The 25,047-nt window shown below is 69.9% G+C and carries 25 protein-coding genes; 13 read left to right on the forward strand and 12 right to left on the reverse strand.

Translation table 11 applies throughout. The features are described 5' to 3' along the window. Positions 1–33: 33 nt before the first annotated feature. The gene (locus EGT67_RS25500; protein ID WP_277750163.1) at positions 34–558 is read right to left on the reverse strand and encodes a hypothetical protein; all 525 of its coding nucleotides are present in this window, start codon (positions 556–558) and stop codon (positions 34–36) included. Here EGT67_RS25500 and EGT67_RS19925 point away from each other — a divergent pair. From EGT67_RS19925 to EGT67_RS19935, 3 genes are all read left to right on the forward strand, one after another. Further along, a complete protein-coding gene (locus EGT67_RS19925; protein WP_277750164.1) occupies positions 557–4,120 on the forward strand; it encodes a lipid II flippase MurJ in 3,564 nt (1,187 codons plus the stop codon). The two genes, EGT67_RS25500 and EGT67_RS19925, sit on opposite strands and share 2 nt — an antisense overlap. 58 nt (positions 4,121–4,178) lie before the next feature. Further along, a complete protein-coding gene (sigM, locus tag EGT67_RS19930; RefSeq protein WP_127917829.1) occupies positions 4,179–4,760 on the forward strand; it encodes an RNA polymerase sigma factor SigM in 582 nt (193 codons plus the stop codon). 64 nt (positions 4,761–4,824) lie between these two features. Continuing rightward, positions 4,825–5,583: a hypothetical protein gene (locus EGT67_RS19935; RefSeq protein WP_127917830.1), complete on the forward strand. Its 759-nt coding sequence runs from the start codon at positions 4,825–4,827 to the stop codon at positions 5,581–5,583. A gap of 6 nt (positions 5,584–5,589) precedes the next feature. On the opposite strand, the gene EGT67_RS19940 is transcribed toward EGT67_RS19935, so the two are convergent. Further along, positions 5,590–6,213 (reverse strand): TetR/AcrR family transcriptional regulator, encoded by a 624-nt coding sequence (locus tag EGT67_RS19940; RefSeq protein ID WP_127917831.1) that lies wholly within the window; start codon positions 6,211–6,213, stop codon positions 5,590–5,592. A 91-nt stretch (positions 6,214–6,304) separates the two neighbouring features. Between EGT67_RS19940 and EGT67_RS19945 the strand changes: the two genes are divergently transcribed. The 8 genes from EGT67_RS19945 to EGT67_RS19980 all read left to right on the forward strand — a co-directional run bounded on the left by EGT67_RS19945 (position 6,305) and on the right by EGT67_RS19980 (position 14,112). Continuing rightward, positions 6,305–7,312 (forward strand): NAD-dependent epimerase/dehydratase family protein, encoded by a 1,008-nt coding sequence (locus tag EGT67_RS19945; protein ID WP_127917832.1) that lies wholly within the window; start codon positions 6,305–6,307, stop codon positions 7,310–7,312. 32 nt (positions 7,313–7,344) lie between these two features. Then, complete coding sequence (locus EGT67_RS19950) at positions 7,345–8,532, forward strand: NADH:flavin oxidoreductase (protein ID WP_241566150.1); 1,188 nt, start codon at positions 7,345–7,347, stop codon at positions 8,530–8,532. 150 nt (positions 8,533–8,682) lie between these two features. After that, positions 8,683–9,810, forward strand: a complete 1,128-nt coding sequence (locus tag EGT67_RS19955) for an ABC transporter permease (protein ID WP_127917834.1) — start codon at positions 8,683–8,685, stop codon at positions 9,808–9,810. A gap of 20 nt (positions 9,811–9,830) precedes the next feature. Further along, a complete protein-coding gene (locus tag EGT67_RS19960) occupies positions 9,831–10,532 on the forward strand; it encodes an ABC transporter ATP-binding protein (protein WP_241566134.1) in 702 nt (233 codons plus the stop codon). Positions 10,533–10,563: 31 nt separating this feature from the next. Further along, on the forward strand, positions 10,564–11,157 hold the full coding sequence (locus EGT67_RS19965; RefSeq protein WP_127917836.1) for a TetR/AcrR family transcriptional regulator: 594 nt from the start codon (positions 10,564–10,566) through the stop codon (positions 11,155–11,157). Between the two features lie 236 nt (positions 11,158–11,393). After that, positions 11,394–12,383: a thioredoxin-disulfide reductase gene (gene trxB, locus EGT67_RS19970; protein WP_127917837.1), complete on the forward strand. Its 990-nt coding sequence runs from the start codon at positions 11,394–11,396 to the stop codon at positions 12,381–12,383. A 50-nt stretch (positions 12,384–12,433) separates the two neighbouring features. After that, positions 12,434–12,757, forward strand: a complete 324-nt coding sequence (gene trxA, locus EGT67_RS19975; protein WP_127917838.1) for a thioredoxin — start codon at positions 12,434–12,436, stop codon at positions 12,755–12,757. Positions 12,758–12,909: 152 nt separating this feature from the next. Beyond that, positions 12,910–14,112, forward strand: coding sequence for an N-acetylmuramoyl-L-alanine amidase (locus EGT67_RS19980; RefSeq protein ID WP_127917839.1), 1,203 nt, complete (start codon positions 12,910–12,912; stop codon positions 14,110–14,112). 49 nt (positions 14,113–14,161) lie between these two features. On the opposite strand, the gene EGT67_RS19985 is transcribed toward EGT67_RS19980, so the two are convergent. From EGT67_RS19985 to rsmG (EGT67_RS20000), 4 genes are all read right to left on the reverse strand, one after another. After that, on the reverse strand, positions 14,162–14,860 hold the full coding sequence (locus tag EGT67_RS19985) for a GNAT family N-acetyltransferase (RefSeq protein WP_127917840.1): 699 nt from the start codon (positions 14,858–14,860) through the stop codon (positions 14,162–14,164). Between the two features lie 216 nt (positions 14,861–15,076). Continuing rightward, positions 15,077–16,246, reverse strand: a complete 1,170-nt coding sequence (locus EGT67_RS19990; protein WP_127917841.1) for a ParB/RepB/Spo0J family partition protein — start codon at positions 16,244–16,246, stop codon at positions 15,077–15,079. A 2-nt stretch (positions 16,247–16,248) separates the two neighbouring features. Then, positions 16,249–17,274 carry a ParA family protein gene (locus tag EGT67_RS19995; RefSeq protein ID WP_127917842.1) on the reverse strand — a complete coding sequence of 342 codons (1,026 nt, stop codon included), beginning with the start codon at positions 17,272–17,274 and terminating at the stop codon, positions 16,249–16,251. A 70-nt stretch (positions 17,275–17,344) separates the two neighbouring features. Continuing rightward, positions 17,345–18,025, reverse strand: coding sequence for a 16S rRNA (guanine(527)-N(7))-methyltransferase RsmG (gene rsmG, locus EGT67_RS20000; RefSeq protein ID WP_127917843.1), 681 nt, complete (start codon positions 18,023–18,025; stop codon positions 17,345–17,347). A gap of 770 nt (positions 18,026–18,795) precedes the next feature. On the opposite strand from rsmG (EGT67_RS20000), the gene EGT67_RS20005 reads away from it, so the two are divergent. After that, positions 18,796–19,257 (forward strand): hypothetical protein, encoded by a 462-nt coding sequence (locus EGT67_RS20005; RefSeq protein WP_127917844.1) that lies wholly within the window; start codon positions 18,796–18,798, stop codon positions 19,255–19,257. A 47-nt stretch (positions 19,258–19,304) separates the two neighbouring features. Here the strand turns inward: EGT67_RS20005 and rsmG (EGT67_RS20010) are convergent, their stop codons facing one another. From rsmG (EGT67_RS20010) to rpmH, 6 genes are all read right to left on the reverse strand, one after another. Further along, on the reverse strand, positions 19,305–19,988 hold the full coding sequence (gene rsmG / locus EGT67_RS20010; RefSeq protein WP_127917845.1) for a 16S rRNA (guanine(527)-N(7))-methyltransferase RsmG: 684 nt from the start codon (positions 19,986–19,988) through the stop codon (positions 19,305–19,307). Positions 19,989–20,085: 97 nt separating this feature from the next. After that, on the reverse strand, positions 20,086–20,637 hold the full coding sequence (locus tag EGT67_RS20015; protein WP_127917846.1) for a Jag family protein: 552 nt from the start codon (positions 20,635–20,637) through the stop codon (positions 20,086–20,088). A 21-nt stretch (positions 20,638–20,658) separates the two neighbouring features. Then, on the reverse strand, positions 20,659–21,756 hold the full coding sequence (yidC, locus tag EGT67_RS20020) for a membrane protein insertase YidC (protein ID WP_127917847.1): 1,098 nt from the start codon (positions 21,754–21,756) through the stop codon (positions 20,659–20,661). A gap of 75 nt (positions 21,757–21,831) precedes the next feature. Then, a complete protein-coding gene (gene yidD, locus EGT67_RS20025; RefSeq protein ID WP_127917848.1) occupies positions 21,832–22,170 on the reverse strand; it encodes a membrane protein insertion efficiency factor YidD in 339 nt (112 codons plus the stop codon). Next, positions 22,167–22,544 (reverse strand): ribonuclease P protein component, encoded by a 378-nt coding sequence (gene rnpA / locus EGT67_RS20030; RefSeq protein WP_127917849.1) that lies wholly within the window; start codon positions 22,542–22,544, stop codon positions 22,167–22,169. Before rnpA ends, yidD begins: the two co-directional genes overlap by 4 nt. A 27-nt stretch (positions 22,545–22,571) precedes the next feature. Then, the gene (gene rpmH, locus EGT67_RS20035; RefSeq protein ID WP_006550910.1) at positions 22,572–22,715 is read right to left on the reverse strand and encodes a 50S ribosomal protein L34; all 144 of its coding nucleotides are present in this window, start codon (positions 22,713–22,715) and stop codon (positions 22,572–22,574) included. Positions 22,716–23,403: 688 nt separating this feature from the next. On the opposite strand from rpmH, the gene dnaA reads away from it, so the two are divergent. Next, positions 23,404–24,981, forward strand: a complete 1,578-nt coding sequence (gene dnaA, locus EGT67_RS20040) for a chromosomal replication initiator protein DnaA (protein WP_127917850.1) — start codon at positions 23,404–23,406, stop codon at positions 24,979–24,981. Positions 24,982–25,047: the final 66 nt, after the last annotated feature.

Consider the following 25,047-nt stretch of genomic DNA (forward strand, 5'->3'; position numbering starts at 1 on the left):
GCCGCCGGGGTCGCGGCCGATGCGTGACCAGGGTCAGCCACCGATGCCGCCGGGGTCACGCCCGCAGAACCCGCCGCGCCCCATGCCACCGCGCGGCACCCGGCCCGTGCCGCCGGGTGGTCCGCGCCCGGTGCCGCCGCCGGGTGGTCCGCGCCCGATGCCGCCGAACCCGCCGATGCAGAACCCGCCGCGACCGCAGCCCCAGGGTGGCCCGAACCGCGTGCCGCCGCGACCGGCACCGCCGAACGGGCCGCGCCCGATGCCGCCCGCCGGACCGCGTCCGGGCCCGCAGGGTGGCCCGCGCCCGGTCCCACAGGGTGGTCCGCGGCCGGTGCCCCCGCGCCCGATGCCGCCCCGGGTCGTCCCGCCGGGCCCGATGCCGCCCCGGCCCGTGCCTGCACCCGCGGCCGCTTCGGCACCCGCACCCGCCCCCGCAGCCGCACCGACGACGCGGCCGCAGCCCCAGTCGCAGCCGGCGGCCGAGAAGGAACCGCCGAAGAAGGGCGGCCTGCTCGCCGCCACGGGATCGATCGCGATCGCGACGCTGATCAGCCGCATGACCGGCTTCCTCAAGCAGCTGCTGCTGCTGACCGCTCTCGGTCCCGCGGTGGCCAGCGCGTTCACCGTCGCCAGCCAGATCCCGAACATGATCTCCGAGCTGGTGCTCGGTGCGGTGCTCACCGCGATCGTGGTGCCGGTGCTGGTCCGGGCCGAACAGGAGGACCCGGATCAGGGCGCCGCGTTCGTCCGAAGACTCTTCACGGCGGCGCTCGCGCTGCTGGGCACGGCGACGCTGTTCGCGACCGCGGCCGCGCCGATCCTCACGACGTACGTCTTCCTGCCGAAGGACGGCGAGGTCAACACCGAGCTGACCACGGCGCTGGTCTTCCTGCTCCTGCCGGCGATCCTGTTCTACGGGCTCTCGGCGCTGCTCACCGCCATCCTGAACACCCGGCAGGTGTTCAAACCGGGCGCGTGGGCTCCGGTCCTGAACAACCTGGTGGTGCTCGGCATCCTCGTGGCGTACTGGCTGCTCCCGGGGGAGATCTCGCTCGACCCGGTCAGCATCAGCGACCCGCACGTGCTGCTGCTCGGCCTCGGTGTGACCGCCGGTGTCGTGACGCAGGCCGTGAGCCTGGTGCCCGCGATCCGCAAGCAGGGCATCTCCCTGCGCCCGCTGTGGGGCGTCGACGACCGGCTCAAGCAGTTCGGTGGCATGGCCGTCGCGATCGTGCTGTACGTGCTGATCAGTCAGCTCGGCATGATGTTCGCGACCCGCATCTCGGCGCACGCCGACGAGGCCGGCCCGGCGATCTACTCGAACGCGTGGCTGCTGCTGCAGCTGCCGTACGGCGTCCTCGGCGTCACCGTCCTGACCGCGATCATGCCGCGGCTCAGCCGCAACGCCGCCGCCGACGACACCCCGGCCGTGGTCGACGACCTGTCCGTCGCGACCCGGCTGACGATGATCGCGCTGATCCCGGTCATCACGTTCTTCACGTTCGCCGGTCCGCAGATCGGACACGCGCTGTACGGCTACGGCAACTTCGGCGCCGGTAACGCCGAACGGCTCGGCGAGGCCGTCAGCTGGTCGGCCTTCACGCTCATCCCGTACTCGCTGGTGCTGATCCACCTGCGCGTGTTCTACGCGCGCGAACAGGCATGGACCCCGACATGGATCGTGCTCGGCATCACCGGTGTGAAGATCGCCCTGTCCGCCCTTGCCCCGGTGCTCTCGTCGGACAGCCAGCAGGTGGTGGTCCTGCTCGGTGTCGCGAACGGTCTCGCGTACGTGGCGGGCGCGTTCATCGGCGGGTTCCTGCTGCATCGCAGCCTCGGCGACCTGCGGATGGCGAACGTCGGCAAGACGGTGTGGGTGGTGCTGCTCGCATCCGCGGCCGGCGCGGTGTCGATGTTCGCGGCGGACACGCTGCTCGGGCTAGACCGGCTGTCCGAGTCGTTCGGCGGCCCTGGCGCGATGATCCGCGTCGCGATCACCGGCGTGCTGATGATGGTGGTGACGTTCGTCCTGATGTGGCTCGCGAAGGTGCCCGAGGTCGTCGCGATCACGGTCGCCGTCCAGCGGAGGATCCCGGGCCTGCGTGGCCGCGCCGCCACCGAGCCGGACGAGGCGCCGACCACGTTGGCGTACGAGCCTGATACCGAATTGATTCCGGTGATCCGGGACCTCCCGCGGGCCCTCGATAGACCGGACGGTCTCCCGTACCCTGGACGCAGCGAGGCATACGTCGGTGGGGACTATATTCCCGACGAGTTCATAGAAGGAGCGCGTGTGAGCGACGACGACGGTGCCGACAAGAAGTCCGGCACGGCCACTGACGTCGAGGACGGCACCACGAAGGTGGCGGACACCGCCGCAGGGGACACGACGGACGAGCAGTCCGCGACGCCGCCCGCTCCTGACGAGACGGACGAAAGCGAATCTGCTGCAGCAACTTCCGCGGCGGAGGACGCGGCGCGTGAACGTGAGCGCCGACGCCGACGCGACCCCAACATCGATACCGGCGTCTTCCCGATCTTCTCGCCGCAGATGCCGCCGCTGCGTGTGACCGGCGCCGTCCCCGAACCGCGCCGTCTGCGCGGTCCGCAGCTGATCCCGGGTGCGTCGGTGGCCGGTGGCCGCTACCGGCTGCTCGCGCCGCACGGCGGCGCCCGCGGGCTGCAGTTCTGGCAGGCGCTCGACATCAAGCTCGACCGCGAGGTCGCGCTCACCTTCGTCGACGCCGACCAGCGGGCCGAGGGACCGGCGGCGACGGGCCCCGACGGCCCGCAGGCGATCCTGTCCCGCACCCTGCGCCTGGGTCGGATCAACTCGCCCGGCCTCGCCCGCGTCCTCGACGTCGTGCGCGGCAGCTCGGGCGGCATCGTGGTCGCCGAGTGGACGCCCGGCCGCTCGCTGAAGGAGATGGCCGAGACCGAGCCGTCGCCGATCGGTGCGGCCCGGGCCGTGCGCGCGCTCGCGGCGGCCGCGGAGGCCGCGCACCGCGGCGGCAGCGCGTTGTCGATCGACGACCCCGACCGGATCCGCATCAGCACCGCCGGCGACGCCGTCATGGCGTTCCCCGGCACCCTGTCCGACGCCGACCCGGCCGCCGACGTCAAGGGCCTCGGCGCGATGCTCTACGCCCTGATCACGGCCCGGTGGCCGTTGAACGACACGTTCACCGACTCCGCCGAGGACGACATGCGTCCGGCCGATCGGGACGCGTCGGGCCGAGCCGTCGAACCGCGGGCGATACGCCCCGAGGTGCCGTTCGAGATCTCCGCGGTCGCGGTGCGGGCGCTGGGCGGCGACAGCGGCATCCGCGCGGCCGCGACCGTGCAGCACATCCTCGACCAGGCGACGGTCGTGGACCAGAAGACCGATCTCATGCCGGCGCTGCGACTGGGCCAGCGGGCACCGGGCAGCGACAGTCACGCGCTCGCCGATCCCGAGGCGGTCGCGGCCGAGAAGCAGAAGTCGAACCGCACCCTCATCGCGCTGGTCTCGCTGGGTGCGCTCACCGTGCTGGTGCTCGCGCTGATCGGTTGGTGGCTGGCGAACCTGCTCACGGGCGGCAGTTCCGACGAGCCGCTGACGAACCAGAACCTCGGCCTGACCACGTCGGCGGAGGCGTCCGAGGCGCCCGCCGCGCCCACATCGGTGCCGCCGCCCGCGTCCGGTCCGGTCAAGCCGGCGAGCGCGGCGGTGTTCTCGCCGCAGGGCACGCCGGACAACGCCGCCAACGCCGGCCTGGCGATCGACGGGAACCCGGCGACGGTGTGGAGCACCGACGCCTACTTCCAGCCGTTCCCGGCGCTCAAGCCCGGCGTGGGTCTGATGGTGACGCTGCCCGAGGCCGCGAAGCTCACCAGCATGCAGATCACGTCCCCGAGCGCGGGGACGCAGGTGGAGATCCGCACCGCTCCGGCGCCGAACACGTCCCTCGACCAGACGCGGGTCATCGGCACCGCGACCCTGAAGAACGGTGTGACGGACATCCCGCTGACGTCGGACAGCGCCACCAAGAACGTCCTCGTGTGGATCACCGATCTGAGCACGACGGGCGGGAAGAACCAGTCCGGAATCGCCGAGGTGTCGTTCACCGCGGCATCCTGACCGGATTCGCGCCGTCCCGAGGAGGACCGCCGGGCAACCGATCGGCTAACATCCGCCGGTGCGAATCTTCAGGGGGGTCGCCAAAGCTGGTCTGTCGGATGCAGAACTCTTGGCAGCGCACGCGTCGGGTGACGGGGGCGCGTTCGCGGAGTTGCTGAGCCGGCACTACGACCATCTATGGCACGTTGCGAGGAGAACGAGCTACACCGTCGAGGACGCGGCCGACGCGCTGCAGGAGGCGCTGCTGTCCGCGCACCGCACGGCGGGGTCGTTCCGGGAGGACGCGGCCGTGCGCAGCTGGCTGCACACGATCGTGGTCAACGCGTGTCTCGACCGGATCCGGCGGAACCGCGCCCGACCGACGGTGTCGCTGTCGTCGGAGGAGACCGTCGATCCGCGCGACGAGCGGGACCACATCGCCGAGCGGGAGACCGCGCTGCTCGTCGACCGGGCGCTGCTGCGGCTACCGCCCGAGCAGCGGGCCGCGATCGTCGCCGTCGACATGGAGGGATATTCGGTGGCCGAGGCGGCGCGGCGGCTCGGTGTCCCGGAGGGGACGGTCAAGAGTCGCTGCGCCCGCGCCCGCGTGAAGCTGGCCTCGCATTTGGAATACTTGCGAGATGTAGGGAACCGATCTTGATCTCCCCGCGTCTGAACCAATTGAAGGCACGATCGTGCCCCGGAACCCGCGGGTAGGAGGTGAGATGGCGGTCCACGACGGCGCAGAGATGCTCGGCCCCCCGTTCTCGGCGGAACTGCTCGCCGACCTGCACGCCGGCGTCCTCCCCGCGGACGTGAGCGCCCGCCTGTGGCCGCTCGTGCGGCAGGATTCCGACGCGCTCGCGGTGCTGGACGCCCTCGACACCGTCTCCGCCAGGCTCGGCGAGGTGGGGCGCGATCACAGCATCGGGACCCCGGTGCCCCCGGAGATCGCGGCCCGCATCAATTCGGCCCTGGAACAGCAGGATGCCGGCTCGGCCGGTGTGGTCACGTCCCTGGCGGACGCACCCTCCCGACGACGTGCGGCGACGTGGCTGGCCGTCGCGGTCGCCGCGACGGCCGCGGCCGTCGCCCTGGTGTTCGCGCTCACCGGCCTCGACGGCGCCGACTCGACGGCGCCGGTGGTGATCGCGACCCCCACGTCCACGACGTCGGGGGAGGCGGTCGCCGACCTCGGCAGCGACCTCGACGGCGGCCAGGCGCTCGCCCTGGTCCGCGGCGCTACGGGCGGGGCGGACGTGGGGCGCCTCGCCGACCCGGGGATCCGCGGCGCCTGCCTGCAGGCCAACGGGATCGAGCCCACGACGCCCGTGCTGGGTGCCCGGGCGGTGCGGTTCCGCGGCGTCGACGCCGTACTCATGCTCGTCGCCGGACCCCGTCCGCCGGCCCTCACCGCGCTGGTGGTCGGCGCCGGCTGCGACGCCTCCACCCCCGACCTGCTCTCGCAGGCCGAAATCGGCTGAGCGGGTCTATTCTTCGTCCACCTCGGTGGGCCTGTCCGCCACCGGCACCAGCAGTTCCCGGATGCGCGCGCGGAGTTCCGGGGTGTCGTCGTCCTCGGCGATGAGACTCGAGAACAGCGCGGCACCCGACGCCAGCACCAGTACCGCCTTGGCGTCCAAGAGGTCTCGGGCACGGGTCTCGTCGGGGGTCGGGCCGTCGGCGCCGTGCGCGGCGAACAGTTCCGTTGCCGGGCCGCTGAAACCCTGCCACAGTGCCGTCCGCAGGTCCTCGTGGTCGCGCAGGGCGGCGAGCAGACCCGGCAACGCCTCACGCACGTCCGGCCGGGAGAACAACTGGGCGCTGCCGGTGATCACCCAGTCGATCCAGCCGGCGCGGTCGGTGCCCTCGAACGGTTCGAGGTCCGGCGTCGCACCCAGGAGGGCGTCGAGCACCAGGTGCGCCTTGGACGCCCAGCGCCGCGACAGCGCCGCACGGCTCACCCCGGCACGCACGGCGATCCCGCGCATGCTCAACTGCTCCCATCCGACCTCCACCAGCATTTCCCGGGTGGCGGCCAGGACGTCGGCGTCGATGCGGGGATCCCTCGGGCGCCCGGTGCCGGCGGCGCTATCGGTCACGTGTGCATTCATCGCCCCGAATTGTCTGTCAAGACGGTTCGCTCGCGCCATTCCTTCGTTTACGAGTCCAGTGGTACCGTAATTGGAATCGACGGGAGGCGGCATGAAGGTCGCGGTCACGGGAGGCACCGGCTACCTCGGTGCGCACACCACCCGGGCGCTGCTCGCGGACGGCCACCACATCCGCCTGCTGGTGCATCCGGACGAGTCGGTGTCCGCCGTGTTGCCGCTGCTCGGGCCCGCCGCCGACCGCGTCGAGGTCCTGCGCGGCGACATCCGCGACCCCGCCGTCGTGGCGACCCTGCTCGACGGCTGCGACGCCGTCCTGCACGCCGCCGGCGTCGTGGGCACCGACAACCGCCGCGAGACGCTCATGTGGGAGGTCAACACCGCGGCCACGGCGACGCTGCTGACCCGGGCGGCCGCGCTGGGGCTGGATCCGATCGTGCACGTCGCGAGCTACAGCGCGCTGTTTCCGCCGCCGGGGCCGGTGATCGGCCCGGAGAGCCCCACCGCGCCGGGACGCAGCGCGTACGGCCGCACCAAGGCCGCCGCCGACCGCATCGCCCGCGCGTTGCAGGATGCGGGCGCGCCCGTGGTCATCACCTATCCGTCGAGCCTCGTCGGGCCCGGGCTGGGCGGGATGCGCGGGGTGACAGAGACGGGGTGGGCGCCGATGGTGGCGGCCGGGGTGGCCCCGCGGCTGCGCGGGGGCATGCAGATGATCGACGTCCGCGACGTCGCCGACGTGCACGCCGCGGTGATGCGCCCGGGTCGCGGTCCGCGGCGGTACATGTGCGGCGGCGAACTGATCGCCTTCGACGAGCTGATCGACATCCTGGAATACGCGTCGAGGCGTCGTCTGAAGCGTATTCCGTTGGCTCCTGCCGTCTTCCGTGGAATCGGCCGGATCACCGACGCGCTCGGCGCGGTGTTGCCGGTCAACGCGGGGCTCAGCTACGAGGCGGCATGGCTGCTCACCGCCGCCACGCCGACCGACGACTCGCGGACGGTGTCCGAACTGGGCCTGACGTGGCGCCCGGTGCGCGCGGCGCTGTCGGCGTCGGTGCGCGCCCCGGCAGCCGGGACGCCAGAGGGGGTCGCGCCGTGAGTCCCGCGGCACCGGGCACACCGGCGGCGCCGATCTGGGACCCCGCCCGGCTCGGCCCGCTGACGCTGCGGAACCGGATCATCAAGGCCGCCACCTTCGAAGGTGTCATGCCGCACGGCCGGGTCACCGACGAGTTGATCGATTTCCACGCGGAGGTCGCGCGCGGGGGAGCGGCGATGACCACGCTCGCCTACTGCGCGGTCTCGCCCGGCGGACGGGTGCATCGCCACTCGCTCGTCCTCGACGAGCCGACGGGGCGGGACCTGCGACGGCTCACCGAGGCGGTGCACGCCGAGGGAGCGTTGGCAGCCGCGCAGATCGGACACGCCGGGCTGGTGGCGAACCAGATCTCCAACCGGGCACGCTCCCTCGCACCGTCCACCCGAATCAGTCCTCCCGCAATGGGTTTGGTCAAGGGCGCAACAACACGGCAGCTCGAGCGGGTCGCCCGCGACTTCGCGTCCGGCGCGCGGGTGGCCGTCGACGCCGGGTTCGACGCCCTCGAGGTGCACCTGGGTCACAACTACCTGCTCAGCAGCTTCATGAGCCCCAACCTCAACAAGCGCACCGACGTCTACGGCGGCAGCGTGGCGGCGCGGTCCCGGTTCCCCCGCGAGGTGCTCGAACGGGTCCGGTCCGCGGTCGGCGACTCCGTCGCGGTCACCGCGAAGTTCAACATGGCCGACGGCGTCCCCCGCGGACTGTGGCTCGACCAGAGTCTGCAGATCGCGCGCCTGATCGAGTCCGACGGCTGCGTCGACGCGCTACAACTCACCGGCGGGAGCTCGCTACTCAACGCGATGTACTACTTCCGGGGCGAGGTACCGATGTCGGAATTCATTGCGGCGCAACCGAAGCTGGTGGGCATCGGGCTCGAGGTGTACGGGCCGCGGATCCTCCCGACCTACCCGTTCGAGGAGGCGTTCTTCCTCCCGTTCGCGCGGCAGTTCCGTGAGGCGCTGTCGATGCCGTTGATCCTGCTGGGCGGCGTCAATCGACTCGACACCGTCCACACCGCCCTGGACGAGGGCTTCGAGTTCGTCGGCATGGCCCGCGCCCTGCTGCGCGATCCGTACCTGCCCGAGAAGTTCCGCACCCGCAGGGTCGCCGAGGGCCTGTGCGTCCACTGCAACAAGTGCGTGCCCACCATCTACAGCGGGACGCGGTGCGTCGTCCGCGAGGCGGTCCGGGAGAACGGCAGACGCGGGCGACGCCGGTAGCCCCGCCCGCGACGAGACCAGCGTCACCCCGGGTTACCGACACGGTGTTGGTATATTTGCCGACAGGCCGTCGGGAAAATGGGAAGTTCGGAAGTTCGGAAGGTTCCTTCGTCGGCTGCATCGACAGATCACACCGACCAGGAGTCAAAGATGTTCCTAGCCCTGCGGGAGCTACGGTTCGCGCGATCCAGATTCGGCCTGATGGGCGGCGTCATCGCCCTCATCTCCGTGCTGATGGTCCTGCTGTCCGGCCTGTCCTCCGGCCTCGTGGAGGACGGCGTCTCGGGCCTGAAGGCCATGCCGGTCGACGGGTTCGCGTTCAACGAAGGCACCAAGACCGATTCGGCGTTCTCGCGCAGCATCGTCACCGACGAGCAGGTCGACGCGTGGCGCGCACAGCCCGGCGTCGCCGAGGCCCAGCCGTTCGGCAACATGCTCGTCAACGCCCACAACGAGGACGGCGTCCCGGTCGACTTCGCGCTGTTCGGCGTCCCGGCCGACTCGTTCCTCGCCCCCACGGCCACCGACGGCGCCGGACTGGGCGACCCGGACGGCATCGTCGTCAGCAGGAGCGCGCTCGACGCGGGCGTCGACCTCGGGGACACCATCACGATCGACCGGCTCGGCACCGAGCTGAGGATCGTCGGTGTCACCGAGGGGAAGCAGACATTCGGCCACGTCGACGTCGCCTACCTGCCGATCGAGATGTGGCGCCAGCTGCATTCCGGTGTGCGCCCGGGCGAGCCCGTCCCGGCCCAGGCGATGACTGAGTCCACCGCGGTCGCGCTGAGGGCGGAGCCCGGGGCCTCGCTCGACTACGCCGCCGGAGACGCGGCCGCGCAGACGTCGACGGTGTCCCTCGAGGACTCGTTCCAGTCCTCGCCGGGCTTCAGCGCCGAGACGATGACGCTCGACCTCATCAAGGTGTTCCTGTACGCCATCTCCGCGCTCGTCGTCGGCGCCTTCTTCACGGTGTGGACGATCCAGCGCAAGCACGAGATCGCCGTGATGCGTGCGATGGGCGCCTCCACCGGCTACCTGCTGCGTGACGGTCTGGCCCAGGCGTTCATCCTGCTGCTCGGTTCGGTCGCGGTCGGTGCCGCGGTCGGCTACGGCTTCGGCTCGCTGATCGGCGGGGGAGTGCCGTTCCTGCTCGAACCGGCCGCCGTGGCGGTCGCCGCGGTCCTCCTGACGGTCCTCGGCCTGATCGGCGCCGCGATCGCGATCGTCCGGATCGCCTCGGTCGATCCGTTGAACGCGCTGGGAGGCCAGCGATGAGCGCCCGGAAGGACTCTGCCATGACCACCGTGTCGGACACCCGCGTCGACACCGCTGCCCTCGAGATCGTCGACGCCAACCTGCGTCTCGGGGACGGCGAGCAGACCGTGACGGCGCTCGACGCCGTGAGCCTGACCGTCCGCCCCGGCGAGATGGTGGCGGTCGTCGGCCCGTCGGGCTCGGGCAAGTCGAGCCTGCTGGCCGTCGCCGGCGCGCTCACCGCCCCGGACACGGGCAGTGTCCGCGTCGGCGGCCACGACCTGCTGTCCATGAAGAAGGCGGAGGCCGCGAAGTTCCGGCTCGACCACATCGGGTTCGTGTTCCAGAGCGGCAACCTGATCCCGTCGCTCACCGCGGCCGACCAGCTGCGCCTGGTGTCGCATCTCGGCAACACCAAGGGCCGGAAGTTCCGCGATCCGATCGCGCTGCTCGAGCAGGTGGGCCTGGGCCACAAGGCCGACCGCCGCCCCGATCAGCTCTCCGGCGGCGAGCGCCAGCGGGTGGGCATCGCCCGCGCCCTGGTGTCGACGCCGACGCTGCTCCTCGTCGACGAGCCGACCGCGGCCCTCGACCGCGCCCGGAGCCACGAGATCGTGCAGCTGTTGGTGCAGGAGACCCGGGAATCACGCGTCGGCACGGTCATGGTGACCCACGACTACGATGTGCTCGACTATTGCGACCGGGTGGTCGAGATGACCGACGGCAGGCTCGCGCCCCGGTAGTCCGGAACATCGCAGCGAGCGAGGAGGGCACGTGCCGCGGATCAATGCACCCACAGTCGGTGAACATCGAGCCGCGCAGCAACGTGCCCTCCTCGACGCCGCTCGGGAGGTGCTCGCCGAGGGCGCGACCGAGATCCCGTCGTTCGGGGAGGTCGCCGCCCGCGCCGGGCTCGCCCGGTCGAGCATGTACCAGTACTTCAAGTCCCGTCAGCACCTGCTCGAGGCGCTGATCGAGGACGCCTTCCCGCGGTGGTCGGCCCGCGTGGCCTCGGCCATGGACGGGGCCGGCGGGCCCGCGGAACGCGTCCTGGCGTACATCGACGCCAACCTGGCCCTCGTCGCCGAGGGCGAACACGCCATCGCGACGGCCCTCGCGCAGATCGCGCCCGGACCGGAACTCGATGCCAAGAGCCGCGCGATGCACCAGGACCTCTACACCCCGCTCTCCGACGCGCTCACCGAGCTGGGGGTGCAGGACGCCGCGGCCACGGCCGAGTTGATCAACGCGGTCCTGCACGCCGCCACCCGACAGGTCGAGCGGGGGGAGGACGTCGAGCACGTGCGACGGATCGCGGCCGACCTCGTCCGGCCCTTCGTGGACGAGCGCGCCGGACGCGGCGATTGACGCCCGGCCGACCTCCCGGCGGCCACCGCGAGCCTATGACCCGTTCCACATCCGTGGTTCCACGTGAAACGTTCGACAGCACCGGCCGAGTGCGGCACTCCGCCGCGGGGAACAACACCAACTAATCTGTTGTTGAGCTGACCGACTCCGCGAGCTGCGCCGCCAGCGGGCGAATTCGTGTGAGCAGCAGTGAACGACAGCATCACAGGACAGCTTCAGAGAACAGGAAGGCCCGAATGACTACTCCGACCACGGTCCGTGACCTCATCATCGTCGGCTCGGGACCGGCCGGATACACCGCCGGTGTGTACGCCGCCCGCGCGGAACTCGAGCCCCTCCTGTTCGAGGGCACGCAGTTCGGTGGCTCGCTGATGACCACCACCGAGGTCGAGAACTTCCCGGGCTTCCGCGAGGGCATCATGGGCCCGGACCTGATGGACGAGATGCGCGAGCAGGCCAAGCGCTTCGGCGCGGACATCCGCACCGAGGACGTCGAGGAGATCGAGCTGGACGGGCCGGTCAAGAAGGTCGTCGCGAACGGCGAGACCTACTACGCGCGCGCCGTCATCCTCGCGATGGGCGCCGCCGCCCGCTACCTCGGCATCCCCGGTGAGGAGAAGCTCCTCGGCCGCGGCGTGAGCGCGTGCGCGACCTGCGACGGCTTCTTCTTCCGCGACCAGGACATCGTCGTGGTCGGCGGCGGCGACTCCGCGATGGAGGAGGCCACCTTCCTGACCAAGTTCGCCCGCAGCGTCACCCTCGTGCACCGCCGCGAGGAGTTCCGCGCCTCCCGGATCATGCTCGAGCGCGCCAAGGCGAACGAGAAGATCCGCTTCGTCACCAACGCCGAGCCGGTCGAGGTGCTGGGCGAGAACAGCGTCACCGGCCTGGTGATCCGCGACACCGTCACCGGCGAGCAGTCCACGCTCGAGGTGACCGGCATGTTCGTCGCGATCGGGCACGACCCGCGCAGCGAGCTCGTCAAGGGCCAGGTCGACCTCGACGAGGCCGGCTACGTGCAGGTGCAGTCGCCGACCACCGCCACCACGGCCCCGGGCGTGTTCGCGGCCGGCGACCTGGTGGACCACACCTACCGCCAGGCCATCACCGCGGCCGGCACCGGCTGCTCCGCCGCCATCGACGCCGAGCGCTGGCTGGCCGAGCAGGGTGACATCACCGAGAACACCCTCGCGGCCGCGGGCGAGCCCGTCGCCGTCGACGCCTGATCCGTTCCACCCACCCTCAACCCGATCCGGACCGATCCCAGGAGGATCCCGTGGCGAACACCATCACCATCAGCGACGACTCGTTCAAGCAGGCGGTGCTCGAATCCGACAAGCCCGTGCTCGTCGACTTCTGGGCCACCTGGTGCGGCCCGTGCAAGATGGTCGCGCCGGTGCTCGAGGAGATCGCCGGTGAGCACGCCGACAAGCTCACCGTCGCGAAGCTGGACATCGACCAGAACCCGAGCGCGGCGGGCGAATTCAAGGTGATGTCGATCCCGACGATGATCCTGTTCCAGGGCGGCAAGCCGGTCAAGACGATCGTCGGCGCGAAGGGCAAGGCGGCCCTCCTCAAGGACCTCGCCGAGGTGCTCTGACCCCTCCAGGCCCCGTCCGGTAGGCCCGGAACCCGGCCACAGTGTGACCTGACTGCCACCACAGCCTTGTCACACTGTGGCCTAGTGGATTGCCGATGCGACGGGGGCGTCTGAGAGAATCGATCGACGTCCGCTACGAAAGGCCCGCGAGCATGCAGCTACTCCGTCACGGCGACCACGGCCCCGCCGTCGCCGAGATCCGGGGTACTTTGACCGGCCTGGGCTTCCTCCACAACGGTGTGGCGGAGACGCACCGCGAGACCGTCAACGGCTCGCACTGGGTGGCCCCCGACGCCGTGTTCGACCATCACCTCGATTCCGCGGTCCGCGCGTTCCAGCAGCAGCGCGGCCTGCTCGTCGACGGCATCGTCGGCCCGGCGACGTACCGCTCCCTCAAGGAGGCGTCGTACCGGCTCGGTGCCCGCACCCTCATCTACCAGCTGTCCGCGCCGCTGTACGGCGACGACGTCGCGCACCTGCAGACCCGCCTGCAGGACCTGGGCTTCTACATCGGGCGCGTGGACGGCTATTTCGGCCCGCAGACGCACGAGGCGCTGAGCTCGTTCCAGCGCGAGATCGGCATCGCCGCCGACGGCATCTGCGGACCGGCGACGCTGCGGTCGCTGGAACTGCTCGGCACCCGCGTCTCGGGCGGTTCGCCGCACGCGATCAGCGAGGAGGAGCTGGTCCGCCGGTCGGGTCCGCAGCTGAGCGGCAAGCGGATCGTGATCGATCCGGGCCTCGGCGGCGCCGACACCGGCATGATCGTGCGGGCCCCGCACGGGCCGATGAGCGAGGCCGAGATCCTGTGGGACCTCGCGAGCCGGCTCGAGGGCCGGATGGCGGCGACGGGCATGGAGACGTTCCTGTCCCGGCCGCATCACGCCAACCCGAGCGAGGCCCAGCGCGCCGAGACGTCCAACGGGTTCGACGCCGACCTGATGATCTCGTTGCGCTGCGACAGCCACTCGAGCCCCGCGGCGAGCGGTGTGGCGAGCTTCCACTTCGGCAACTCGCACGGGTCCACGTCGATGATCGGGCAGATCCTCACGGGCTTCATCCAGCGCGAGATCGTGGCGCGAACTCCGTTGCGGGACTGCAGGACTCACGGACGTACCTGGGATCTGTTGCGGATCACCAAGATGCCGACGGTTCAGGTCGACATCGGTTATCTCACAAGCGATTCCGATGTCTCTGTGCTCACCGATCCGCGCCAGCGCGACACCATCGCCGAGGCGATCCTCATCGCGGTCAAGCGGCTGTACCTGCTGGGCCAGGACGACGCCCCCACCGGGACGTTCACGTTTGCGGAACTGCTCGCCGAGGAACTGGCCGACGCCGAACGCGGACGCTGACGCCCCGTCGCGGCGCCGCAGCCGGGTCGGACCGGCCCCGTAGAGGGCCCTAGCAGGCCCCCACGGCGGTTCGTTCGCCGATGTCGACCATCGACAGGGTCGCGACCTCCAGGAGCCGTTCCAGGGCCGCCTCGACGTCCGCCTTCCACAGGTGGTCGCGGTCGAGTTCGAGTCGCAGGCGCGGGAACCGGTGATGGGGTGCGACCACCTCGAATCCGACGTCCTCCAGGAAGTCGGCACCGATCATGCACTCCTGCGGGGAGCATTCCCGGGCCGCGGTGGCCGACGGGACACCGCTCGCGACGCTGTCGGGGTCGGCCCGGATCCCGAAGGCCTCGAGCGCGCGCACACCGCGGCGCACGAGATCGGCGACGGCCGCCTGGATCAGCGTCGACCCCAGCCCGTACTCGTCGCCGATGGGTTCCAGGCGCATCGTCGTGAGCAGCACCGCGTCGGCACTGACGGGGGAGGTGGGGAACAGGTCGGCGCGCGGCACCATGCTCGGCGGGGCGTACAGCGCGCAGCCGGCGGGCTTGTCGTCGACGAGGGCCACCTGGCCGCAGGAACCCCATTCGAGCATGACCATCGACAGCCAGGCTTCCTTCTCGAACTCGGGGTCGTAGAAGCTGCTGAACTCGCGCGAGGTGCGGACGGCGGCCGGATCCATCTCCCAGAAGACGCATCGCCGGGCGTGGGAGGACAGTTTGTCGAGCCCGTCCAGAGTGAGTGACGTGACGCTAGTGGACACCGTGTACGCCAGCCTCCATGCCCCCAGCCTCCATGACCACTCGGGGAGTCACACCCGCCTCGACGGAACTATCCCCTCCAGAATAGGGGATAGTTCCGTCCTCAGCGCGGCGGCGGCATTCTGCCGCCGAACGGGTGGCCGGGCCGATTTCCCTCGGATGCCGGTACCGAGCCCCACTCCACACGTCGCACCCGTAACGTCACAGTGACGTATCGGTCAGTTGCCCGACTGCTTCTCCATCATCGTGACGATGCGCTCGAGATCGTCGACCGACCCGAACTCGACGACGATCTTGCCCTTGCGCTTGCCGAGGCTCACCGTCACCCGGGTGTCGAACGAGTTCGACAGGCGTTCCGCCACGTCCTGCAGACCCGGCATCTGGATCGGCTTCCGCTTCACCGGTGGGGTAGGGGAGGGGCCCTCGCGGTTGGCGAGCATCACCGCTTCCTCCGTCGCCCGGACCGACATGCCCTCCGCGACGATGCGGGCCGCGAGCACCTCCTGGGCGTCCGCGCCGGCCTCGAGCGACAGCAGGGCACGCGCGTGTCCGGCCGACAGCACACCGGCCGCCACCCGGCGCTGCACCGGGATCGGGAGCTTGAGCAGACGGATCATGTTCGTCACGACGGGACGGGAGCGTCCGATCCGCGCGGCCAGTTCCTCGTGGGTGACCTCGAACTCCTCGAGCAGCTGCTGATACGCGGCCGCCTCCTCGAGCGGGTTGAGCTGCACGCGGTGGATGTTCTCCAGCAGCGCGTCGCGCAGCAGCGACTCGTCGGCGGTCTCGCGGACGATCGCCGGGATCGTCTCGAGCCCCGCGATCTGGCTGGCGCGCCAGCGACGCTCGCCCATGACGAGCTGGTACTGATCGTCGCCGACCCGACGGACCACGATCGGCTGCATCAGCCCGAACTCGCGGATCGAGTGCACCAGCTCCGCGAGGGCCTCCTCGTCGAAGACGGAGCGGGGCTGCTTGGGATTCGGCTCGATCAGCTGCGGCGGGATCTCGTGGTAGACCGCGCCGGCGGGGGAGAGGGGTTCCTGGTCGGTGCGGACCGGCGGCGTCGGGGTCGGTGCGGTCGCGACGACCTCGCCGCCGTCCTTCTCGGGTGCCTTCGCGGGCTCCTTCGCCGTCGCCTTCGCGGGCTGCTCCTTCGCGGGCTTGCTCGCGGCCGACTTCGGTGCCGTCTTGCGCGGAGCCTTGGGTGCCGGCTTGGCCGGAGCGGCCGCCGCCTCGTCGCCGTCGACCGGAGCGGCGGCGGGGGCCGAGGTGCCGATGATGACATCCGCGGCCGCGGTTCCCAGCCCCGGACCGCCGTTCGCGGGCCCGGTCGGGATCAGTGCCGCGAGCCCGCGACCGAGTCCGCCCTTGCGTGTCTGCGCCATCTCTACTGCTCCTGCGTCGTGGTGGTCATGCCGCGTGCCGCGAGTTCCCGGCCAGCGTCGAGATAGCTCATCGCCCCGCGCGATCCGGGGTCGTAGTCGAGGACGGTCATCCCGTAGCCGGGGGCCTCGGACACCTTCACCGAGCGCGGGATCACCGCGCGCAGCACGGCGTCGCCGAAGTGCTTGCGCACCTCCTCGGCCACCTGGTCGGCGAGCTTGGTGCGCGCGTCGTACATCGTCAACAGGACGGTGGAGACGTGCAGCTCCGGATTCAGGTGGGCCTGCACCAGTTCGATGTTGCGCAGCAGCTGCCCGACGCCCTCGAGCGCGTAGTACTCGCACTGGATCGGGATCAGCACCTCCCGCGCCGCGACCATCGCGTTGACGGTGAGCAGCCCCAGCGACGGCGGGCAGTCGATGAGGATGAAGTCGGCGTCGATGTCGGAGAGGGCCGCCGGGGACAGCGCGTTCTTGAGACGGTTCTCGCGGGCCACCATCGACACGAGCTCGATCTCGGCGCCGGCGAGATCGATCGTCGCGGGGATGCAGTAGAGGCGCTCGTTGTGTGGGCTCTGCTGGATCGCTTCCTTCGCGGTCACCTCACCGAGGAGCAATTCGTAGCTCGACGGCGTCCCCGACGTGTGCGGGATGCCGAGCGCGGTGCTCGCGTTGCCCTGCGGGTCGAGGTCGACGACCAACACCGTGAGTCCCTGGATGGCGAGCGCCGACGCCAGATTCACCGTCGACGTCGTCTTGCCGACGCCGCCCTTCTGGTTGGCGATCGTGAACACCCGTCGCTGCGGCGGCTTCGGGAGCGTCACCGAGCCGGGGTGGAGCACCTGACTCGCGCGCTGCGCGGCGGCACCGATCGGGGTGTCCGCGAGGGTGATTCCCTCGTAGGGGGAGGAGTGGGCGAAGTCTTGATCCCGACTGCCGTCCGTCGAGTCCGGCGGGGTGGTGGTTTCCCGTGAAACCGGCTCCCGTGAATGCGTTTCACGTGAAACGGCGGGTTCAGCTCCAGCCGACATCTACTGCTCCTTCACTTGGTGGCCACTCATGACGCAATTCTCAACCCTCGAGCCCTCGAATGCCCGGAACTCAGCGGTGCCGGCGACCGTGTTGGGCGACTCGTTCCACCCGCACCACAACCGTCGGCACCGGCAACACATCACCACCGCACTCGACGACCTCCAGCTTGCCAGCCCCGAGCCGAGCGAGGGAAGCACGGTCCCGGGAAATCTCCTCCGCCGCACTCGAACCCTTCAACGCCAGCATCCGACCACCGACCCGCACCAACGGCAACGACCACCGCGCCAACTTCTCCAACGGCGCCACCGCACGCGAAGTGACCACGTCCGCGCCACCCACCTCCTGCACCACACCCGACTGCTCCGCACGCCCCCGCACCACGGACACGTTCTCCAACCCCACCGAATCCACGAACTCCTGCAAATACACCGACCGACGAAGCAACGGCTCCACCAACGTCACCCGCACATCCGGCCGCGCAATCGCCAACGGAATCCCCGGCAACCCCGCCCCCGACCCCACATCCACCACCGACTCACCGGCCCCCACCAACTCACCCAACACCGCACAATTGAGCACATGCCGCACCCACAACCGCGGCACCTCCCGCGGACCGATCAACCCCCGCACCACACCATCGGACGCCAACGACGCGTGATACGCCTCCGCCAACCCCACCCGATCACCGAACACCCGCCCCGCCGCACCGACAACATCCCACTGCTCATCAACCAGTTCCACGTGAAACATCCTCCCCAACCCACCACCACACAACCAACTCGGGCACCGTCTTTCGGATCGCGGTCACCGTCCCGGGCGGATCACTCGGTGGGGGGAGGGGAGAGGTTGGGTGTCCGGCGCACCGTTCCACGTGAAACACCGCGCCGGTTCCACGCCCGCCGCACCCCGTCACGAACCGGGGGCCGCACCCGGACACTTCGGCGATGCGGGACGGCGCCCCGCGACCACCCGGCGCGCGACCGCAAGCGGGTGCCGTTGTTTCACGTGAATCGTGGGCGGCGTCGGCGGGCTTCGGCGTCGTCCCGGCCGGGCCGAGCGGTCACCGCCGGCGGCGGCGGGCACCGTCGGAGCGTCCGCGCGAGTCGGCGGCCGCGCTTCGGGGCCACGGAACCGCGCCGGCGCGAGATCCGCCGTCACAGTGACGAAATGGGCCCGGGTGATCGCATGGGCGTCGTCGCGGGTCGAATAGTCCACAACGGACGAAACACGTCTTTCATTGCAGGACAGCGGGATTCACGTGAAACACCGGAACGGACGGCATCGATCCGCGGCCGAGGCCGCTTCCGCGGCGTTCCGGGCGTCGAATCGGGGTAGGGGCGCGGTCGCGGGCTCCCGGAAGCCGGATCGGTTGCGTCGGCGGGTCCTGTTCGCACTCGCCGCCGCGTGCGTCACGTCCGTGCTGGCACCGGGACGGGTTCACCGACCCCGGCGGATCCGCGGCCGGGTCCGCCGACCGGTCGCGCCCGCCGAGCGCAGCGCACCCCGATCCCGTCGCGCTCGTGCACGGCGCGGGTTCGAACCGCAGCAACACGTGGATCACGTTCGCACCCCTGCTCGCCGACGAGGGCTACCGCGTCTTCGCGCCCACCCACGGGACGACACCGACCAGCCCCATGCGGTCAGTGCGGTCCGGGGCGTGGCACCGGCGGCGGACGGCGCCCCACAGCCCGCCGACGTCGTGGATCAGGGGGCGCACGGCGACCAACGCGGGGCACGTGCACATTCTCGGCGCCGCGCGGGGCTCGCCGCCTCCCGACCGCTTCGTCAACTACCGCGGCGGCGCAACGACAGTCGACAAGTCCGTGTCCCGGGGTCCGGTCCGGAACGGCCCGAGGGGCACCGGGCCGGACGGCCGGCCGGCGGCGTCACACGCCGCCGCGGGGCACGTCCTCGACGCGCTGGATCCGGGCCACCCGCGACCGGTGCCGTGCGGGCCGGCACAGCCGGTCGTGGGTGGCTGACGAAAACTGTTGGGGGAGGGGAGGAGCGACGCCGGTCCGCGATCGTGTCAGCGCCGGCTGCGGTGCCGATGGTGGGCGACTCGTTCCGCCCGCACCACCACCGTCGGCACCGGCAACACATCACCACCGCACTCGACGACCTCCAGCTTGCCAGCCCCGAGCCGAGCGAGGGAAGCACGGTCCCGGGAAATCTCCTCCGCCGCACTCGAACCCTTCAACGCCAGCATCCGACCACCGACCCGCACCAACGGCAACGACCACCGCGCCAACTTCTCCAACGGCGCCACCGCACGCGAAGTGACCACGTCCGCGCCACCCACCTCCTGCACCACACCCGACTGCTCCGCACGCCCCCGCACCACGGACACGTTCTCCAACCCCACCGAATCCACGAACTCCTGCAAATACACCGACCGACGAAGCAACGGCTCCACCAACGTCACCCGCACATCCGGCCGCGCAATCGCCAACGGAATCCCCGGCAACCCCGCCCCCGACCCCACATCCACCACCGACTCACCGGCCCCCACCAACTCACCCAACACCGCACAATTGAGCACATGCCGCACCCACAACCGCGGCACCTCCCGCGGACCGATCAACCCCCGCACCACACCATCGGACGCCAACGACGCGTGATACGCCTCCGCCAACCCCACCCGATCACCGAACACCCGCCCCGCCGCACCGACAACATCCCACTGCTCATCAACCAGTTCCACGTGAAACATCCTCCCCAACCCACCACCACACAACAAGAGAAAAGACCGCGGGTCCCAGCCGTGTGGCTGGGACCCGCGGTCGTCGTATCCGGACGGACCGAATGTGTCAGTCCTTGATCACGACGACACGACGGTTCGGCTCGGCGCCCTCGCTCTCGCTGGAGACACCGTCCACCTTCGCGACCGCGTCGTGCACGATCTTGCGCTCGAACGGCGTCATCGGTGCGAGCTCCTCGCGCTCACCGGAGGCCAGCACGCGCTCCGCGGCGGCCTTGCCGAGGGCGCTGAGCTCCTCCCGACGACCGGCGCGCCAGCCAGCGACGTCGAGCATCAGGCGGCTGCGCACACCGGTGCTCTGCTGGACCGCCAGACGCGTCAGCTCCTGCAGCGCGTCCAGCACCTCGCCCTTGCGGCCGACCAGCTTCGACAGATCCTTGCCGCCGTCGATGCTGACGACGGCGCGATCACCCTCGACGTCGAGGTCGATGTCCCCGTCGAAGTCGAGGACGTCGAGCAGCTGCTCGAGGTAGTCGCCGGCGATCTCGCCTTCCTCGATCAGATCGTCCTCGGTGTCGGTGTCCGCATTCTGAGTCTCGAGTACCACGTCCGCGCTCTCTCTGTCCTCACCCTCCCGGGCGATGTCCTGCTCACTGGTCATCGTCGTTCTCTCTTCTCGAGGTCAGCGCCGCTTGCGCTTGTTGCTCTTGGGGCGATTGGCCGCGGGCCGTGGCTTGGGCTTCGGGCGCTGCGTGCCGGAGGCGCCGCCGCTCGTGCCCTCGTCCGCGGCGGACGACTCGGCGGCCTCGTCCGTGTCGTCCGCAACCGACCCGGACTCGACGGCGGGGGACTGCGCCGCCTGCTTGCGCGCGTCCTTCTTCGGCCGCGCACCGGGCTTGGGCGCATTGTCGGCGCGACGCTCCAGCACGGCCTGCTTCTTGGCGGCTTCCTCCGCGTCGATCCTGCGGAACACGATGTGCTGCTGCGCGTAGGTCCAGATGTTGTTCGACACCCAGTACAGGAGGATGGCGATCATCAGGAACGGACCACCGACGAGCACGCCGAGCGGGAACACCCACAGGGCGAGCTTGTTCATGATCGCGGACTGCGGATTCGCCTGGGCGGCCTCGCTCTGGCGGGCGACCGACGCGCGCGAGTTGAAGTGCGTCGCGACGGACGCGATGATCATGAGCGGGATAGCGACGACAGCGACGTTCAGGACGGTCGGCACGGTGCCGTACGCGCCGAAGGACTCGAGCTGTTCCTTCGGCATCGTGATGAACGACGAGATCGGGGCGCCGAACAGACGGGCGCTCAGGAACGACTGGACGTCGGAGGCACTGAAGACGTAGTTCGCGGTGTTCGCGTTCTCCTCGATCGACATGCCGAGGCCGCCGTACCCGGTGCCGGTCCGGTTGAACGAACGCAGCACGTGGAACAGGCCGATGAACACCGGTGCCTGCAGCAGGACCGGCAGACAGCCCATGACGGGGTTGAAGCCGTGTTCCTTCTGCAGCTTCTGCATCTCCAGCGCCATGCGCTGGCGGTCCTTGGAGTACTTCTTCTGCAGTGCCTTGATCTGCGGCTGCAGTTCCTGCATCTGCCGCGTCGTGCGCACCTGCTTGACGAACGGCTTGTAGAGGATGGCACGCAGCGTGAACACCAGGAACATCACGGACAACGCCCAGGCGATGCCGTTGTCGTCACCGAGGACGGCTCCGAACACCTTGTGCCAGACCCACAGGATCCCGGACACCGGATAGTAAATGAAGTCGAGCACGGCTCTAAGTACTCCTCTGTTCGTCCACGTTCACCACTCCGTGGTGCTTGGCAAGTTCTGGGCGAGTGGTGCGCGTCATTCCCGGCTCACATGGTGGATGTGCCGGCCCCGACGTTCCGGGACCGGATCCCATCCTCCAGGGTGCCAGGGCGCGCACTTGACCAGTCGCACCACGGTGAGCGCCGAACCCTTGATCGCACCGTGCGTGCGCAACGCGTCGACCGCGTACTCGCTGCACGTCGGCGTGAACCGGCACGTCGGCAGGCGGAGTGGGGACACGTAGGTTCGGTACAGCTCGATCAGAAAGATCAGGACGCGCGCGGGAAATCGTCGCAGCGTCGTCCAGAGGTGTCCCGCGAACGACGACGAGCGCGGACCGGATTCGGTCCGCGCCTCGTCGTGTTCGATGCTCATACCGGATTGCCTTCACCAGCCAGCAGATCCAACTTCCTGAGGACGGATCGCAGCTGTTTGTCGAGTTCCCGGGAACTCGCGGTCGCCGATCCCGGCAACGCGCGGATCACCACGTCGGTGTCGACCGGAACGGTGCCGACCAACCCGGCGCAGATATGACGAAACCGGCGAGCGACTCGATGTCGAATCACCGCCGGCCCGACAGCCTTGCTGACGACGAGCCCGAAACGGGGCCCGTCGCTACTCACCAACGAGTCCGCTGTGTCGCGCTCGAGAGCGTGAACAACGAGATCTCGTCGACCCATTCGACGCCCGCGACGCACCGTTTCGGAGAAGTCCGAGCGTCGGCGCAGGCGATACGGCTCAGGTAACACCCCGAGCTCCCGAAGTCAGGTTCGGAATCAGGCGGTGAGGGAAGCGCGGCCCTTGCGGCGACGCGCCGAAACGATTGCACGACCCGCACGGGTCCGCATACGGAGACGGAAGCCGTGAACGCGCGCGCGGCGGCGATTGTTCGGCTGGAACGTCCGCTTGCCCTTGGCCACGGTCAACACTCCTCGAAGTTGGGTGACGCCGGACGGCGTCGGTCTGTCATTTCATCGGAAACTCGTGATCACGCGACGGCACCGGGACACCGACCTCCGGCCAGCGCACATCCTCCACCATCGGGTGACTGTTCGAGGGTACTGACAGGCTCGAGAGAGGTCAAACCGGGGCCCGTCGCGCACCGTCGCGCCGACACGCCGCGCCGCCGAAATCCTTGCATCGGCAGGGGCGGTGTGCGACGCGCGCCCGTTTCGCGCCGAATCCGGCGAATCACCGTGAATCAAACCTTCCGGTTGTTACCGTCCGTGCATGGCACAGCCGAAGCCCCTTACGCTTGCGCCGCAACGCGGTCGCGTGGCGCGCGGTAGCGTTCGCCGAGCGAGGCTCGAGAATCGGGACTGTAAGACAACTAACACCCACGCCCGCGGCCCGAGTCGGCGCAGGTAGCGGACGGCTACGCACGGATCACCACATACCACCAGGTGAGAGGATCGAGAATCCCCCCGCGTGGAGATTCCGAGCCGGCGAGCCCCAGCACCCGAGCGTTGTCCACATCTGTGGATAATTGTGTGGAAACACAGCTCGGGTGGCATATTCGTTGCCCGGTAAGGGGTCCAGCCTCACCGGAGGAGCTCGACAGACACACACCACGGCGGCGGGTCGGCACAGGCCCGGGGAGGACACACAGTGAACGACGATCCGAACGCCTTGGCGAATGTCTGGCGCGACGTCGTTGCAGAACTGACCTCCGCATCCGACGGCGCGGCCCTGACCAAGGCACAGAAGGCATGGCTCGCTCTGGTCAGGCCGCTGACCTACGCACAGGGCTTCGCGCTGCTGTCGGTGCCGTCGCCGCTGGCGCAGGAAGCGATCGAGCGTGACCTGCGGGAACCGATCCTGCGGGCGCTCAACCTCCATCTCGGGCAGAAGGTCGAGGGCATCGGCGTCCGCATCGCCGCACCGGAGGACGTCGACGAGCCGGACGAGCCCGCCGAACCCGTCTTCCAGGACACCGCCTACGCGGACACCCCCTACGCGGACAGCGCGTACGCCGATGGTCCGACCACCGTGCGCCGGCGGCACCTGGCGATGGGCACCACGGAGGTCGCGGCGCCGGAACTGGCCGACCACGAGGAGGTCGACGACGACCGGGAGGCGCTGGCCAGCGTCCACGAGTCGTGGCCGTCGTACTTCACCAAGCCGCCGGCGGGACCCACGACCGGATCGTCGGGCAGCAACAGCCTGAATGCGAAGTACACGTTCGACACGTTCGTCATCGGCGCGTCCAACCGGTTCGCGCACGCCGCCGCGGTCGCGATCGCCGAGGCGCCCGCCCGCGCCTACAACCCGCTGTTCATCTGGGGGGCCTCCGGGCTCGGCAAGACGCATCTGCTGCACGCCGCCGGCCACTATGCGCAGCGCCTGTTCCCCGGGATGCGGGTGAAGTACGTCTCCACCGAGGAGTTCACGAACGACTTCATCAACAGTCTCCGTGACGACCGCAAGGTGGCGTTCAAGCGCCGCTACCGCGAGACCGACATCCTGCTCGTCGACGACATCCAGTTCATCGAGGGCAAGGAAGGCATCCAGGAAGAGTTCTTCCACACCTTCAACACGCTGCACAACGCGAACAAGCAGATCGTGGTGTCGTCGGACCGCCCGCCCAAGCAGCTGGCCACACTCGAGGATCGTCTGCGGACCCGGTTCGAGTGGGGACTGATCACCGACGTCCAGCCGCCCGAACTCGAGACGCGCATCGCGATCCTGTCGAAGAAGGCGCGGATGGACCGCATGGACGTCCCGTACGACGTCCTCGAGTTGATCGCCAGCCGCATCGAACGCAACATCCGCGAACTCGAGGGCGCCCTGATCCGCGTCACGGCGTTCGCGTCACTCAACCGCCAGGCCCTCGACCTCAAGCTCGCCGAGGTGGTGATGCGGGACCTGATGCCCGATTCGGCGGCACTCGAGATCAACGCGTCGACGATCATGGCCGTGACGGCCGAGTACTTCAACACCTCGATCGACGACCTGTGCGGCCCCGGCAAGGCCCGTCCGCTCGCGCAGGCCCGGCAGATCGCGATGTACCTGTGTCGGGAACTGACCGACCTGTCCCTGCCCAAGATCGGGCAGACGTTCGGCCGGGACCACACCACGGTCATGTACGCGGACAAGAAGATTCGCAAGGAGATGACCGAGCGCCGCAAGGTGTACGACCAGGTCCAGGAGCTCACTGCGCGCATCAAGCAGCGCTCGAAGAGCTGATCCCGGCCCCTCCCTCGAGCCGTGGCCGCTCGAGGCATCAATGCTCGAGGTAGGGGCGCTCGAGGC

Source organism: Prescottella agglutinans, assembly GCF_004011865.1.
GTDB classification, from domain to species: Bacteria; Actinomycetota; Actinomycetes; order Mycobacteriales; family Mycobacteriaceae; genus Prescottella; species Prescottella agglutinans.